This is a genomic window from Cupriavidus sp. 05T41, assembly GCF_056396525.1.
This window is the reverse complement of record NZ_JBFTLQ010000133.1, coordinates 1-14194: the sequence shown is the minus strand read 5'-3', so window position 1 is coordinate 14194 and position 14194 is coordinate 1. Positions and strand designations below refer to the sequence as shown.

General features: G+C 68.9%; 18 protein-coding genes. 9 read left to right on the top strand and 9 right to left on the bottom strand.

Features of this window, described 5'->3' with window-relative positions:
• Positions 1-653: SH3 domain-containing protein (locus tag AC1DKV_RS38350; RefSeq protein ID WP_477139518.1), on the bottom strand; the 653-nt coding region annotated here is incomplete at its 3' end.
• Positions 654-760: 107 nt separating this feature from the next.
• Positions 761-928 carry a hypothetical protein gene (locus AC1DKV_RS38345; protein ID WP_441612135.1) on the bottom strand — a complete coding sequence of 56 codons (168 nt, stop codon included), beginning with the start codon at positions 926-928 and terminating at the stop codon, positions 761-763.
• Between the two features lie 324 nt (positions 929-1252).
• Between AC1DKV_RS38345 and AC1DKV_RS38340 the strand changes: the two genes are divergently transcribed.
• Positions 1253-1726: a YbhB/YbcL family Raf kinase inhibitor-like protein gene (locus AC1DKV_RS38340; RefSeq protein WP_441612278.1), complete on the top strand. Its 474-nt coding sequence runs from the start codon at positions 1253-1255 to the stop codon at positions 1724-1726.
• 62 nt (positions 1727-1788) lie between these two features.
• Here the strand turns inward: AC1DKV_RS38340 and AC1DKV_RS38335 are convergent, their stop codons facing one another.
• On the bottom strand, positions 1789-2040 hold the full coding sequence (locus AC1DKV_RS38335) for a hypothetical protein (protein ID WP_441612136.1): 252 nt from the start codon (positions 2038-2040) through the stop codon (positions 1789-1791).
• Between the two features lie 62 nt (positions 2041-2102).
• Between AC1DKV_RS38335 and AC1DKV_RS38330 the strand changes: the two genes are divergently transcribed.
• Positions 2103-2357, top strand: coding sequence for a DUF3175 domain-containing protein (locus AC1DKV_RS38330; RefSeq protein WP_477139519.1), 255 nt, complete (start codon positions 2103-2105; stop codon positions 2355-2357).
• Positions 2358-2381: 24 nt separating this feature from the next.
• On the opposite strand, the gene AC1DKV_RS38325 is transcribed toward AC1DKV_RS38330, so the two are convergent.
• Together AC1DKV_RS38325 and AC1DKV_RS38320 are read right to left on the bottom strand one after the other, a co-directional pair.
• Positions 2382-2777: a copper resistance protein CopQ gene (locus tag AC1DKV_RS38325; protein WP_441612138.1), complete on the bottom strand. Its 396-nt coding sequence runs from the start codon at positions 2775-2777 to the stop codon at positions 2382-2384.
• Positions 2778-2885: 108 nt separating this feature from the next.
• Positions 2886-3335, bottom strand: coding sequence for a cupin domain-containing protein (locus AC1DKV_RS38320; protein ID WP_477139517.1), 450 nt, complete (start codon positions 3333-3335; stop codon positions 2886-2888).
• Between the two features lie 443 nt (positions 3336-3778).
• Here AC1DKV_RS38320 and AC1DKV_RS38315 point away from each other — a divergent pair, with 443 nt between their 5' ends.
• Complete coding sequence (locus tag AC1DKV_RS38315) at positions 3779-4984, top strand: NAD(P)/FAD-dependent oxidoreductase (RefSeq protein WP_477139516.1); 1206 nt, start codon at positions 3779-3781, stop codon at positions 4982-4984.
• A 199-nt stretch (positions 4985-5183) separates the two neighbouring features.
• On the opposite strand, the gene AC1DKV_RS38310 is transcribed toward AC1DKV_RS38315, so the two are convergent.
• From AC1DKV_RS38310 to AC1DKV_RS38300, 3 genes are all read right to left on the bottom strand, one after another.
• Positions 5184-5735, bottom strand: a complete 552-nt coding sequence (locus AC1DKV_RS38310) for an RrF2 family transcriptional regulator (protein WP_441612141.1) — start codon at positions 5733-5735, stop codon at positions 5184-5186.
• A 221-nt stretch (positions 5736-5956) separates the two neighbouring features.
• Positions 5957-6478, bottom strand: coding sequence for a LysR family transcriptional regulator (locus AC1DKV_RS38305; protein ID WP_441612142.1), 522 nt, complete (start codon positions 6476-6478; stop codon positions 5957-5959).
• A 91-nt stretch (positions 6479-6569) separates the two neighbouring features.
• On the bottom strand, positions 6570-7364 hold the full coding sequence (locus AC1DKV_RS38300; protein WP_477139515.1) for an SDR family NAD(P)-dependent oxidoreductase: 795 nt from the start codon (positions 7362-7364) through the stop codon (positions 6570-6572).
• A gap of 297 nt (positions 7365-7661) precedes the next feature.
• On the opposite strand from AC1DKV_RS38300, the gene purT reads away from it, so the two are divergent.
• Positions 7662-8867 carry a formate-dependent phosphoribosylglycinamide formyltransferase gene (gene purT / locus AC1DKV_RS38295; RefSeq protein ID WP_477139514.1) on the top strand — a complete coding sequence of 402 codons (1206 nt, stop codon included), beginning with the start codon at positions 7662-7664 and terminating at the stop codon, positions 8865-8867.
• 78 nt (positions 8868-8945) lie between these two features.
• Entirely contained in the window at positions 8946-9662 is a 717-nt protein-coding gene (locus AC1DKV_RS38290; RefSeq protein WP_441612146.1) for an aspartate/glutamate racemase family protein, read from the top strand.
• Positions 9663-9731: 69 nt separating this feature from the next.
• Here the strand turns inward: AC1DKV_RS38290 and AC1DKV_RS38285 are convergent, their stop codons facing one another.
• On the bottom strand, positions 9732-10535 hold the full coding sequence (locus AC1DKV_RS38285; protein ID WP_441612147.1) for a GntR family transcriptional regulator: 804 nt from the start codon (positions 10533-10535) through the stop codon (positions 9732-9734).
• Positions 10536-10700: 165 nt separating this feature from the next.
• On the opposite strand from AC1DKV_RS38285, the gene AC1DKV_RS38280 reads away from it, so the two are divergent.
• The 4 genes from AC1DKV_RS38280 to AC1DKV_RS38265 form a co-directional block, all read left to right on the top strand.
• Complete coding sequence (locus tag AC1DKV_RS38280; protein WP_477139513.1) at positions 10701-11600, top strand: isocitrate lyase/PEP mutase family protein; 900 nt, start codon at positions 10701-10703, stop codon at positions 11598-11600.
• Positions 11601-11602: 2 nt separating this feature from the next.
• On the top strand, positions 11603-13003 hold the full coding sequence (gene leuC, locus AC1DKV_RS38275; protein ID WP_477139512.1) for a 3-isopropylmalate dehydratase large subunit: 1401 nt from the start codon (positions 11603-11605) through the stop codon (positions 13001-13003).
• Positions 13004-13005: 2 nt separating this feature from the next.
• On the top strand, positions 13006-13632 hold the full coding sequence (leuD, locus tag AC1DKV_RS38270; RefSeq protein ID WP_441612279.1) for a 3-isopropylmalate dehydratase small subunit: 627 nt from the start codon (positions 13006-13008) through the stop codon (positions 13630-13632).
• Positions 13629-14194: YbhB/YbcL family Raf kinase inhibitor-like protein (locus AC1DKV_RS38265; RefSeq protein WP_477139511.1), on the top strand; the 566-nt coding region annotated here is incomplete at its 3' end. The genes leuD and AC1DKV_RS38265, both read left to right, overlap by 4 nt.

Sequence of the window (14194 nt, the reverse complement as noted above, 5' to 3'; positions counted from 1 at the left end):
CCGTGGCCGCCACCACCTCCGTTGCCACCGCCGTGACCGCCACCGCCTCCGTTACCGCCTCCGTTACCGCCGCCGTGGCCACCACCGTGACCACCACCGTGACCACCGCCGCTACCGCCGCCGTGACCACCTCCGCCGCCACCATGCCCGCCGCCGTAGCCCGGCGGACGCTCTCCGTGCGGAGGACCGCCGGGCGGGCGCGCATGCGGCGGCGCATAGCCGGGGCCATGTCCGTACKGTGACGGGCGCGGCGCCCAGCGTCCCTGGTCGTGATACCAGGGACGATTGCGATAGTAGTTACCCCAATACGAACCGATGGTGAAGCTGACGATGGGCAAGCCGATCATGGTGCCGTAGTTGAGCACCGGTACCTGGCTGCCCTGGTAGGGGTAGCTGAGCATGCCCGCATAGACCCAGCCACGCAGGTTGGGCAAGGCCACGTCGCACCAGGTGTACTGGGCGATGCAGCCCATGACCGAGAGTGGCGTGCCGCCCGCGAGTTGGGCAACCACCGGGTATTCCTGTCCCGGTCCGGCCAGCAGGTTGACGGGGCCGGCCGTGAATGCCCGCCCGGGTTGCGCATGGACCGCGCCKGGCAAGGCCGCCGCGGTGGCGAATACCGCCAGGGCGCATTGCACTATGCTGCGGTGCATTGTGTGTCTCCTGCTCGAAGCCGGGCGCAGGCGAAGACCGCGGCATGGATCATGCCRCTGCAGTGCAGCGGACAGCGAATCGGGGCCGTGCTAACGGCTTGCCCCGTTCACCCCATGGTGTGCCATGGCGAGACCGAGAACGCGACCATCAGGGCCGAGACGATGGCGGGGGCGCCGAATTTGATGGCGCGGGATTGCGCGAGCGTGCCGAGCAGGACATAGAGGCACACCAGGACAATAGCGCACACGAAGACAAGGCTTTGATAATCTTGCATTTGATGTCTCCCTTAGCCGTTATATCTTTAACGTTATATCTAATGACACCGTCCGTACGCAGAGCTGCCTTGAGCACGTTCGAGTTCATGGTATGCCTGTAACCTCCGCGCTGCAATCGGGACGGCCAGAGGGTATACGCGCACATTCCTCGCGCGCGCCGCACGAAATCACGCGCATTCCCGTTCGCGCGGATCCATGCATTTCACTTATCTGATCGGCAGGGGACACGAATGGAATTCAAATGCAGATGGCACGCGCCGGCCGCCGGCGCACTGATCGCGATTGGCCTCGCCTGCGGGCTCGGCAATGCTCGCGCGGCGGGAATGCAGGTGTCTTCTTCCTCGTATGCGGAAGGCACCTCCATACCCTCGCTGCATGCCAATGACACGCAGAATTGCGGCGGCAAGGGGGTGACACCGCAGGTCTCCTGGTCCAATCTTCCCGCCGGCGCGAAATCGGTCGCGGTGCTGTTGTTCGACCCCGATGGCGCAAACGGGCTCAGCGTCTCGCACTGGGTCGCGTACAACATCGCGGCCGAGCGCGGGCAGCTCAAGCAGGGCGAAGGGAGGAGCAGCGGGGATGGCATCACGGTGGGCAAGAACGTGACTGGCGACATGGCCTACCGGGGCCCCTGTCCGACGGTCGGCGACGTGCCGCATCACTATGTGCTGAGCGTGGTCGCCAGCGACCTCGCGCCTGGCGCGCTACCGCAGGGACTGAGCCGGGACGAATTGTTCTCTGCGCTCAAGGGGCACGCGCTCGGCGCACAGAGCGTGGTMGGCAGGTACGGGCGCTGAGTGCGCCGTCAGCGGGATATGGCGCCGGCACCGTGACACCAGGTGCCGGCGCCGGTTGCGCATCACAGCGGGACGACCTTGGGCGGCGGCGATTCCGCATGACCCATGCCGGGCAGGGTCACTGGCAGTGGCATCGACTTGAGCAAGTCGCGCATCTGCGGCGGCAGCCATGGAAAGCCACAGGACGCCGATGGCGGGGAAAAGCCGGGGTCGAGGTCGCGGTTGAGATAGGCGATGCCGCCACGCGTGGCGGCCATGGCGTGGCGGTCCATGCCATCGGCACGGGACAGGTCTCGGATCAACAGGGTTTGCATGACAGTCTCCAGACGGTTTGATTGCGAGCGGCAGAGGTGCGCTCACAGGCAAGACGCATGGAATGTGCCATCGGGAAATCGGCCGCACTGTGCGCCGCAGGCGGCAGCGCCGCGGCAAGGTGGTGGCTCGCGGCAGACATGGTGTGCCAGGGTGTTCGCGGGCTGCCGACGACGTGGCGGATGTGCCGTTGCAGCCGGCGATGTMGATGCCCGGCTTCTGCATCGATCGCGCAGCCCGCCAGTTGCCGATGGCACGCCGCGCCACGCTCAATCAAGCCAGCCGCAAGTTGCGCGAGCCATGCGGTCGTCCGGCCTGAAGGGCGGGCGCTTCCGGCATGGTGTCATGCGCCGGCGGGCCGGACCCGCGCATGTTCGGGTTGCGAAGAGGGCCAGGCAAGATCGCGCCCGGCAAGCAGGCGGCCGCCTTCGGCACCCCTCGTTCCCGGATGGCCGGCGGCGCCTTCGGCGGCCGGGCTCATGGTGCGCGCCGGCGCCGCCGACACGCCGCTCTGGTCCTGGCCGGCGACGATGCGTGCCGGGTCCGCGGCAGGTGCGGCCTTGCCGTCGTGCATCCTGTCGGTAAAGGCATCCGAGGCCGGCCGATGCAGGTTGTAGCCGTACCTGTCCCCGGGATGCGTGCTTTCGCGCGGGCCGGTGGCTTGTGCCGCGCCCGATAGACAGGCGGCCACGAGACTGCCCGCGATCAGCAGGTCCTTGAAAATGAGATGCTTGTTCATGATGAAGATACTCTCCTTGCTGCTATAGATCCGCCTTGCCGGCGGGGTTGCGGGCCCCGGAGAGGTCCGGGTTCCGTTTCAAAGTCCGCTGCCTTCGCTTCCGCTTCCCTACTTCTTCTTGCCGAACTTCACGAGGTCCGTTTCCTTGGTGTCGGCAATGAAGATGGCAAGCATCTTCGCCGGCTCGGTGTCGCTGGCGTTCTCGCTCATGCGGTGGTCCACGCCCGGTGTTTCCGTCCAGCTCTCGCMGGCGTGGAAGACGTGCTCCTTGCCGTCGTCGATCTTGCTGCGGATGGCGCCTTGCAGCACATAGCCCACCACGAAGGCACCGCCGTGGCGGTGGCCGGGCGTCTTGCCGCCCGGCGGGTAGTCCACCACGATGGTCGTGATGGTCTTGCCCTGCACGTTGGCGATCGGATAGCGGAACGCCGGGGCGATGGTCTCGCGCGGCGCGGCGACCTCCGGCGCGGCGGCCGCGGGCGCGGGCGTCCCGCCCAGGCCGTAGCCGGCCAGCACTATTGCCAGCACATTCGCCAGCGTCACGGGTTGGAATTTCATGGTCTCGGCTCCTTGCTGCAGCCTTGAAGCGGGTTCGGCTGCTCCATAACTACGACTCGAGGTATCGTAGTTATGGAGCGTAGTCCGTTTCTGCGGACCGCGCAAGGCGATTTTCTTGCGTGCTGTCGGCGCGTGGGCCCACCGGATCACCGGGATCGCGAGCAGGACGCGCCACCTTCATGCGGGGTGCAAAAAAATTCTTGAATCTTTAAACTACGACAATTAGAATCGGAGTTATGGAAGGGCCCGCGGCAAAGCAGTGTTCCGGGCCAGAGTCCGAAGGGCGGCCGGCGCACCGGCTGCCCGGACGAGGGAAGGCTACGGACGCAGGCGCGAAACCGGTGCGGCCCATCCCCAACACCCTTCCAAGGCGGATCGGGCATGCGCGAGGCGCGGCTGCAGGTCCGGCGCAGTGACACTTGCAAACATCAATGGAGATGCATATGAGCAAACGTATCCTGGTAATTGGCGCCGGCTTCGCCGGCATGTGGGCCGCACTGAGCGCGGCGCGTCTGCTCGACCAGCAGAAGCGGACGGACGTCGAAGTCGCGCTGATCGCGCMGGCGCCGGAACTGCACGTCCGCCCGCGCCTGTATGAGGAAGCCCCCGGCCAGATGAAAGCCCCGCTGATKGATATCTTCAACTCGGTTGGCGTGAGCTTCATCCAGGGCACGGTGGAACGCGTCCACCACGATCGCAACGAAGTCGAAGTCGTCGGCGCGGATCAGGCGAAGTCGGTCCTGGCCTACGATCGCCTGGTGCTGGCCACCGGCAGCCGCCTGTTCCGCCCGGGCATCCCCGGCCTGAAGGAGCATGCGTTCAGCGTGGACCAGGTCGATGAAGCGGCGGAGCTCGAAGCCCATATCAAGGCCCTCGGCGAACAACCTKACACGCCGGCGCGCAACACCATCGTGGTGGCCGGCGGCGGCTTCACCGGCATCGAGACCGCGGCGGAAATGCCGGCGCGCCTGCGTGCCGCGCTGGGCGCAAGCGCCGACGTGAACGTGATCGTGGTCGACCGCAATACCGAAGTCGCCGCCGAACTCGGCGCCGGCCCGCGACCCGTCATCTCGCAAGCGCTGGAAGCGCTCGGCGTGAAGTGGAAGCTCGGCTCCGCGGTGGCGTCGGTCGATGCCACCGGCCTGACCACGGCCGACGGCGAGCGCATCGACGCCAGCACCGTGATCTGGACGGCCGGCGTGCGTGCCAGCTCGCTGACYGAGCAGATCCCCGCGCAGCGCGACAACTTCGGTCGCCTGCACGTGGACCGCAACCTGCAGGTCAAGGGTGTGAAGAACATCTTCGCCACCGGCGACGTGGCCTACGCCGCCACCGATGACGAGGGCAACTACGCCGCCATGTCGTGCCAGCACGCCATGAACCTCGGACGCTCGGCAGGTCACAACGTGACCGCCGACCTGCTCGGTGTCGAGCCGATTCCCTACAGCCAGCCGAAGTACGTGACCTGCCTGGACCTGGGCCCGTGGGGGGCGGTCTATACCGAAGGATGGGAGCGCGAGGTGAAGATGGCCGGCGCCGACGCCAAGCAACTCAAGACCAGGATCAACACCGAATGGATCTACCCGCCCAGCGCCAACCGCGCCGACGTGTTCGAGGCGGCGGATCCCCTGCGCATCGTGGTTGCCTGAGCGCGGGTGCTTGTGTAGCGGGTTGGGTGTTCGCCCGCGGCGGTGCGCAGAGCCTTCGCGCCGCCGCGGGCGAAGCAAGTAKAAAAGCCGGCCGGTCCATTTGCGTGGACTGGCCGGMTTTCGTGTTCATGGCGCTTTCGCCGCGTAGCGGCAGCGGGGTGTGCGGGCCGGCCCTTGCCGGCGCCGCACCAAGCGGGTCTTACTTCCTTGCCTTGGGGGCCGCTTCCGCGCGGTCCCCCCGCCGGTTGACCGAGCGGTCGGTCAACCACTGCACCACATGCGGGCCGAAGCCGGCCGATGCCTTGGCCAGCGTCTTGTCGGCAAGATCCGCGAGCGTGTGCCTGGCCAGCTCCTGCCGCATGGTTTTTTCCGCGGACTGCATGACCGCGTGAATGGAGCAGACCCCGCGGGTCGCCCACGCAGGCGGCGCATCGGGGTCGAACAGGGCGCAGCGGGAGCGGATCTCGCGGCAGTCGAACAGCGGCTTGTCGCCGTCGATGGCTTCCACGACGTCCTGGACCGTGATCCTGGACGCGGGCCGGGCCAGCGCGAAGCCGCCCCGTATGCCTTCCGTGGCGACCACCAGCTCGGCCTTGGCCAGCTTGGTGAAGAGCTTGGCCAGGTACTCGACMGGCACGCCCTGCAACTCGGCGAGGTCGCGCACGCTGGCTTCCTTCACGCCGGCGGGGGTATCGGCAAGAAAGAGCATGCAATGCAGCCCGTACTCGACCCCTGTGCTGATGAATGACATGGCTTAACTAAGATGAATTGAATCGTAGTTTAAGCCTATACGGAATCGGGGCAAAGGGCAAGACCGCAGGCGACAAGGGGCCTGCCCGAGCACAGCGATGTGCGGCGCGCTCCGCCGGGCGAAACACATCGAGTCCGTTTGCGCAACGCGCCGGGACGGGGATCCGCCCTGGCCGGATGCGACGGGCCTCTAGCCCGCCAGCCCGGCGGCCAGGAAGTCGATCAGGGCCGCCACGCGCCGGCTCGGCGCGGTGCCGGGATACACGGCATAGAGATCCACGCGCTCGGCGATAAACTCGTCGAGCGCGCTTTCCAGTTCGCCGGACGCGAGTTCGCGGTGTCGATCAGGTCGACCACGCTGTCGTCGAACAGCAGGGTGATGCTGACCGCAGGGTGCAGTTCGAGGAAGCGGTCCAGCAGGGGAACGACGTGCGCGCGGCCGAAATCATTGGTGGCGGTCAGGCGGATAGGCCCGCGCAACGGGCCATCTTCATGCATGGCGCTGACCGAGGCATCCCAGTCCGCCAGCAGGCGGCGGGCATGCGCGAGGAAGCGCTCGCCTTCGTGGGTGAAGGCCAGGCGGCGGGTGGAGCGGGTGATCAGGCTGGCGCCGAGCTCATCCTCGAGTTGCTGCACCGCCAGCGTCACGGTGGACGTGGCKAGCGTGCGCTTGCGTGCCGCAGCCGAGAAGCTGCCAGCCTCCGCTACGTCCACCAGCAGGCGCAGCGCGTCCAGTCTGTCCATGGTTTCTTCGCCGGAATCCGAGTCCATGATGGTAGCGGATTCCCGGCAGGCATCCCCGGCGCAAGCGCACCGGGCCCCTCGTCGATACTTGTCAGGCGATGGTGTCCACCACGCCGCCATCGACGCGCAGCGCGGCGCCGGTGGTGGCGGAAGCCTGCGGCGAGCAGACATAGACGATCATGTTGGCGACTTCTTCCACGGTCGCCGCGCGCTGGATGATCGACGTCGAGCGGTGCGCCTTGACGAAATCCGCGGCGACCTGCTCGGGCGAATGGCCGGTCTTCTGCACCTCGTCCTTGAGCATCTGCGCGACGCCTTCGGACAGGGTCGGGCCCGGGAGCACGGCGTTGACCGTCACGCCGGTGCCGGCCAGCCGCTTGGCCAGGCCACGCGAGACGGCCAGTTGCGCGGTCTTGGAGAAACCGTAGTGGATCATGTCGGCGGGGATGTTCAGGCCCGATTCCGACGAGATGAACACGATCCGTCCCCATTTGTGCGCGACCATGGAAGGCGCGTAGGCGCGCGACAGCCGCACGCCGGACAATACGTTGACTTCAAAGAAACGCGTCCATTCGCTGTCCGGCGTTTCGAAGAAGTCMTGCAACTGGAAGATGCCCAGGTTGTTGACCAGCACATCGACGTGCGGCTGTTGCGCCACCAGCCGTGCGCACACGTCCGCGTCCGCGAGGTCGCCCGCGAAGCCGGTGACGTCCGCGCCGGCCACCGCGCCGCGCAAGGCTACCAGCGCCTTGTCGACGCCGGCCTCGCTGCGGCCATTGATAATGACGCGGGCACCCGCCTCGGCGAGCCCCTTGGCCGCGGCGAAGCCGATGCCGGCGGTCGAGCCAGAAACAAGGGCGATCTTGCCCGAAAGGTCGATCTTCATGGAAACTCCTGGTCTGGTGGCGTCCGGGTTGGAAGCCGTCTGACACAGTGTATTTGCCACATGCCCTTCCTCCAAGGCAGCGCCGGACAAAGCACCTTTCGGCTGCGTTGAACGATGGCTGGCCATGCGGCGTGCATGCGGGGCCGGGGCTACGTCACGCCGCTCGGTCCGGCGAACCCGTCCGGGTGCGGCGAGCCATCCTGGCAGCAGGAAGTCCGCAAGCGCATCCGCAGATCGGCGGGCGCCGGCCCACGCCGACGTACAATTCCGCTTTTGACTCGCTTTCGACGCTCTCACATGACCACTCTCGGCACCCCTCTCTCGCCCAACGCKACCAAAGTCATGTTGCTGGGCTCCGGCGAACTCGGCAAGGAAGTCCTGATCGCGCTGCAACGGCTCGGCGTCGAGACCATTGCGGTGGACCGCTACGACAACGCCCCCGGGCAGCAGGTGGCCCACCACGCCCGCACCATCGCGATGAGCGATCCGGAGCAGCTCAAGGCGCTGATCGAAGCCGAGAAGCCTGACCTGGTGGTGCCGGAGATCGAAGCCATCGCCACGCCGATGCTCGAGGCGCTGGAGGCCGGCGGCGCGGTGCGCGTGATTCCCACCGCCCGCGCCGCGCGCCTGACCATGGACCGCGAAGGCATCCGCCGCCTGGCCGCGGAAACCCTTGGCGTACCGACCAGCCCCTACAAGTTCTGCGACTCGCTGGAAGAGCTGCAGGCCGCCATCGACGGCGGCATCGGCTACCCGTGCGTGGTCAAGCCCGTGATGAGCAGCTCCGGCAAGGGCCAGAGCAAGATCGACGGCCCTGAAGGCGTCAAGGCGGCATGGGACTACGCCATGGCCGGCGGCCGCGTCAGCCACGGCCGCGTGATCGTGGAAGGCTTCATCGATTTCGACTACGAGATCACGCTGCTGACGGTGCGCGCCGTCGGCGCCGGCGGCGAGGTCCAGACGCAGTTCTGCGAGCCCATCGGCCATGTGCAGGTGAGCGKCGACTATGTGGAGAGCTGGCAGCCGCATCCCATGCACCCGGCCGCGCTGGAGACCGCCCAGCAGATCGCGCAGGCCGTCACCGCCAACCTCGGCGGGCAGGGCCTGTTCGGCGTGGAGCTGTTCGTCAAGGGCGAGCAGGTCTGGTTCAGCGAGGTCAGCCCGCGCCCGCACGACACCGGCATGGTCACCATGATCACCCAGTGGCAGAACGAGTTCGAACTGCACGCGCGCGCCATCCTCGGCTTGCCGGTCAGCACCGCGCTCAAGAGCCCCGGCGCCAGCGCCGTGATCTATGGCGGCGTGGACGCCGCCGGCGTGGTCTTCGATGGCGTGGACGAGGCGCTGCGCGTGCCGCAGACCGAGCTGCGCCTGTTCGGCAAGCCGGAAAGCTTCGCCAAGCGCCGCATGGGCGTGGCGCTGGCCTACGACGCCGACGTGGAGACCGCCCGTGCCCGCGCCAAGGACGCGGCCAGCCGCGTCAAGCCCCGCATCGCCGGCTGACGGGCCGCACGCGCGACGCACCGCGCGCGGGCGCGCCGCGCACAGGATATGCCGCACCTTCCCACGGAGCCGATCCCCATGCCTGGCCATATCGGAATCGTCGCCTGCTCGGCCGAAGGCGCCGCGCTGTGCTACCGCACTATCTGCATGGAGGGCGCGGCCCTGCTCGGGCCGCACGCGCATCCCGAGATCTCGATGCACACGCCATCGCTGGCCGAATACGTCGGACACCTCGGGCGCGGCGACTGGGAGGCCGTGGGTGAGTTGATGCTCACCTCCGCCAGCAAGCTCGCCGGCATGGGCGCCGACTTCCTGATCTGCCCCGACAACACCATCCACCAGGCCATGGCGTACGTGGCGCCGCGCTCGCCGCTGCCCTGGCTGCATATCGCCGAGGTGGTCGCCGCCAGCGCGGCCGAGCGCGGCTTTTCCTGTCTGGGCATCACCGGCACCGCGTGGCTCATGGACAGCGAGGTCTACCCCGGGAAGCTCGCCGCGCGCGGCATGCGCCATATGCTGCCCGATGACGCCGAGCGCGACGAGATCGGCCGCATCATCATGGATGAACTGGTGAACGGCGTCGTCACGCCGCAAGCGCTCGCTTGCTTCCTGCGGGTGATCGCAAACATGAAGGCGAAGGGATGCGACGCGGTCGTGCTCGGCTGCACCGAGATCCCGCTGATCGTCAACGACGCCAACTCGCCGCTGCCCACGCTGGACTCGACACGCTTGCTCGCAAGGGCGGCGCTGCGGCGGGCGGTGGGTTGCCCGCAGCCTGCAAGCCCTGGACCCTGAACCCTTGCGTTCCTGAGTCCTTGATTCCTTGATTCCTTGGCGCCGCCAAGGCGCCAAGACGCCGGGGCGCTATTGCCCGGGCGCGTCGTGAACAAAGCGGCCGGCGCTGAGCGTGTTGACCTGGTCCGCCGAAATATCCATCAGGATCCGGCTTCGCTCAGGCGACATCTGCACCGTGATGTACAGGACCGGCCGCGACTCGGGATCATGCATCAGCCGCACCAGCTTTAGCAGCGGCGCTCCCACCTCGGTACGCAGCCAGCCGGCGAAGGCGGGATCGGCCGCCTGCGCCGTGATCTCCTGCACCACGCGGCCGAACTTCACGCCCTGGGCCTGCAGGATCTCGTAGAGCGCGTGCTTGCGCAGCGCCGCGGCCGTCACGCGCTTGCCCAGCGTGGCGGGCACCCAGGCATCGGTCAGCATGACCGGCGTGCCCGCCATGCTGCGCAGGCGCAGCGCGTGCACGGCGCTCTCGCCCGGCTGGAGTTGCAGCAGGCCGGCAATATCCGGCGGCGGCACGGCGGTGCTCACGCCGAGCACTTCCACATCGGTTTCCAGCGCGGCCTTGCGCAGGCCGTCGATCACGCTGAGGCTGGGGCTGCTGCGCCCCACCGGCGCATCGGGACGCACGAAGGTGCCCAGGCCGTGCCGGCGTTCGACGATACCCAGCGCGGCCAGGTCCGCCAGCGCGCGCCGCACGGTGATGCGCGATACCCCGAAGCGCTCGCACAGCGCTTCTTCCTTCGGCAGCGCGCCGGTCTGCGCATAGACGCCGCGCGTGATTTCGTCACGCAACACGATGAACAACTGGCGATGCAGCGAGGTGCCGGGCGCATGGCCCAGCGGCGAGGCGGTAGAGGTGGTGCGCGACATGGGATGGCGGATGGGTGGCGTGGGGAGCATAGCACAAGGACCTTGCGGGTTTTTCCCCTCCTTGACGCACCCGAGTAGTTGTATCTAGAATATAAACACATAAACACGAACCGGACAGCAGCCGCTGATCCGTCACCCACCGAACGGCAGAACAGGATMMACCCGATGACTCCCGCAGCCACCCTCCGCCAGCGCCTCCAGGCGCCCGGCATGATCATCGCCCCGGGCGCCTATGACGCCATCGGCGCACGCCTGATCGAGCAGGCCGGCTTTGCCGCCTGCTACATGACCGGCGCCGGCACCTCGGCCGCGCGCGGCTTTCCCGATTTTGGCCTGCTGACCATGAGCGAGATGGTCGAGAATGCCGCGGTGATGGCGCGCGCCACGGGCATCCCGCTGATCGCGGACGCCGACAMCGGCTACGGCAATGAACTGAACGTCACCCKGACCGTGCGCGAGTACGAGGCGCGCGGCGTGGYGGCAATCCATATCGAAGACCAGGTCGCGCCCAAGCGCTGCGGCCACCTCGACGGCAAGGAAGTGGTGTCGCGCGAGGCGTTCGTCTCCAAGATCCGGGCCGCGGTGCAAGCGCGCCGCACGCCTGACTTCGTCGTCATCGCGCGTACCGATGCGCGCGCCGTGCTGGGCCTGGACGAAGCCGTGTGGCGGGCCAACGCCGCGCTCGAGGCCGGCGCCGACATGGCCTTCGTCGAGGCCGCGCAGACCCTCGAGGAAGTGGCCGCGGTACCAAGGCTGGTGCGCGGCCCCTGCCTGCTCAATGTGGTGCCCGGCGGCCGCACGCCGATCTTCGACCTGCGCGAGGCCGAGGCGATGGGCTACAAGCTGGCGATACTGCCCGGCCTGATGCTCAAGGCGGCCATCGAGGCCGGGGACGCCGCGCTGGCCGAACTCAAGTCGAGCTTCACCGCGCCGGCCGTATCGGCCAGCGTGGGCCAGACCTTCCGCCGCTTCGGCGCCGACGAATGGGACGGCCTGCGCCAGCGCTTCAACGCCGGCGCGCGCGCCACCAGCCCCGACGCGCCGGCCGGCGCCAGGGCAGCCTGACCATGGCCCGCACTCTGTTCGACAAGCTCTGGGATGCGCATGTCGTGCGCGAACTGGGGGACGGCTGGGCCCTGCTGCATATCGACCGCCACCTGCTGCACGACCTGTCCGGCCCGCCCGCGCTGGGCGAGGTGGCCGCGCGCGGCTTGCCGCTGCACGATCCGGCGCTGGTGTTTTCCACGCCGGACCACGCGGTATCCAGCCAGCCGGGGCGCGACGGCCATACCTTCCCCCTGGGCGGACGCTTGTGGACCGCGCTGCGCGATCAGTCGGCCGCGGCCGGCGTGACGATGTTCGATCTCGGCCAGCCGGGGCAGGGCATCGTCCACGTGATGGGCCCCGAGCTGGGCATCGTGCTGCCGKGCCTGACCGTGATCTGCGGCGACAGCCACACTTGCACCAACGGCGGCCTGGGTGCGATGGCGTTCGGCGTGGGCTCGTCGCAGAGCACGCATGCGCTCGCCACGCAGACGCTGCGCCAGCAGAAGCCGCGCCGCATGCGCATCCGCTGCGACGGCGTGCTGGCCGAGGGCATCACCGCCAAGGATCTGGCGCTGCATATCATCGCCAGGCTCGGGACGGCCGCCGGCGTGGGCCATGCCATCGAGTTCGCCGGCACGGCCATCGACGCGCTCGATGTGGAAGGGCGCCTGACGCTGTGCAACCTCAGCGTCGAGCTGGGCGCGCGCTTCGGCATGGTGGCGCCGGACGAACGCACCATCGAGTGGCTGCGCGGCCGCCCCCATGCCCCGGCCGGCGACGCCTTCGAGGCCGCCGCCGCCTACTGGCGCAYGCTGGTCAGCGACGACGGCGCGGTCTTCGACCACGAGGAAGCGATCGATGCCAGCGAGGTGGCGCCCACCATCACCTGGGGCACCAGCCCCGAGCACGCCATCCCGGTCGGCGGCACGATCCCGGACCCGGCCACCGCGGCCGACCAGCCGGCGCGCGATGCCATCGATGCCGCGCTCGAATACATGGGCCTGGCAGCCAACGCGCCGATTGCCGGCACGCCGGTCGACTGGGTCTTCATCGGCTCGTGCGCCAACTCGCGCTTGTCCGACCTGCGCGCCGCCGCCGCCGTGGCGCGCGGGCGCCGCGTGGCGCCAGGCGTGACCGCCTGGGTGGTGCCGGGCTCGGAGAACGTCAAGCGCGCGGCGGAGGCCGAAGGCCTGCGCGCCGTGTTCGAGGACGCCGGCTTMGCGTGGCGCGAGCCGGGCTGCAGCATGTGCGTGGCCGCCAACGGCGAGCAGGTCCCGCCGGGGCAGCGCTCGGTGTCGACCTCCAACCGCAACTTCGTCGGGCGCCAGGGACCGGGCGCCCGCACCCACCTCGCCAGTCCCGCCATGGCCGCCGCGGCTGCGGTGACCGGCTGCATCACCGATGTGCGCAACCTCCGATGACAATGCAACCTTTCACCGTGGTAACGGGCGCCGCCGCGCCCCTGATGCGGGCCAACGTCGACACCGACGTGATCATCCGCATCGAGCGCCTGACCAGCCTGTCGCGCGAGGCGCTGGGTCCGTACGCGCTGGAGGCGCTGCGCTATCGCGCCGACGGCAGCGAGGACCCGGACTTCGTGCTCAACCGGGCTGTGTTCCGGAGCGCGCCGGTGCTGCTGGCCGGCGCCAACTTCGGCTGCGGCTCCTCGCGCGAGGGCGCGGTGTGGGCGCTGATGGCCATGGGCGTGCGCTGCGTGATCGCGCCGAGCTACGGCGACATCTTCTACAACAACTGCTTCCAGAACGGCATGCTGCCGATCCACCTGCCGGCGCAGGCGGTGCAGGCGCTGGCCGCCCAGTGCGCGCGCGGCGCTGCGCTGCGGGTGGACCTGGTGACAGCCACGCTGACCGCGCCCGACGGCACTGTCATCGCCTTTCCGATCGACCCGCTGCGGCGCGAAGCATTGCTGCACGGCCTGGACGATATCGGCCTCACGCTCAAGGACGATCACCTGATCCGCGCCTGGCAGCAGGCGGACCGCGCGCGCAGGCCATGGGCGTGGACGGTGGAACGCAAGAGCGCGCCATGACAAGCCGGATGCCGCCCCCCTGGGTAGTGCGCTGGATCGGCCTGCTGCTGCGCGGGCGCCATGCCGGCGATACCGCGCTGGCCTGCAACGATGCATCGCTAGCGGCGCTGCCCGCCACGCTGGCGTTGCGCAGCCCCGCGTTTTCCGATGGCGGCGCGATGCCGCTGCGCAGCGCCGGCACCGGCGTCGGCGCCAACCGTTCGCCCGCGCTGGACTGGAACCCGCTGCCGGGAGCCGCCACGCACTGGCTGCTGCTGGTGGAAGACCCGGACGTGCCGCTKGCCCGCGCGCTGGTGCATGCGCTGGCGTGGGGACCGGCCGCGCGGCGCGGCCTGGCCGAAGGCGCGCTCGCCGGCGGGCAGGCGCCGGCAGGCGTGACGCTGGCGCTCAACGGCCTGGGCGCGGCGGGCTATGACGGCCCGCGTCCCCTGCACGGGCACGGCCCGCACCGCTACGTGTTCCAGCTCTACGCGCTGTCGGCTTCGCCGCCCGCGGCGCTGGAGCGCGCAACGCTGGTGGCGTGGCTGCGCCGGCACGCCGTCGCGCGTGGCCGCCTCGACGG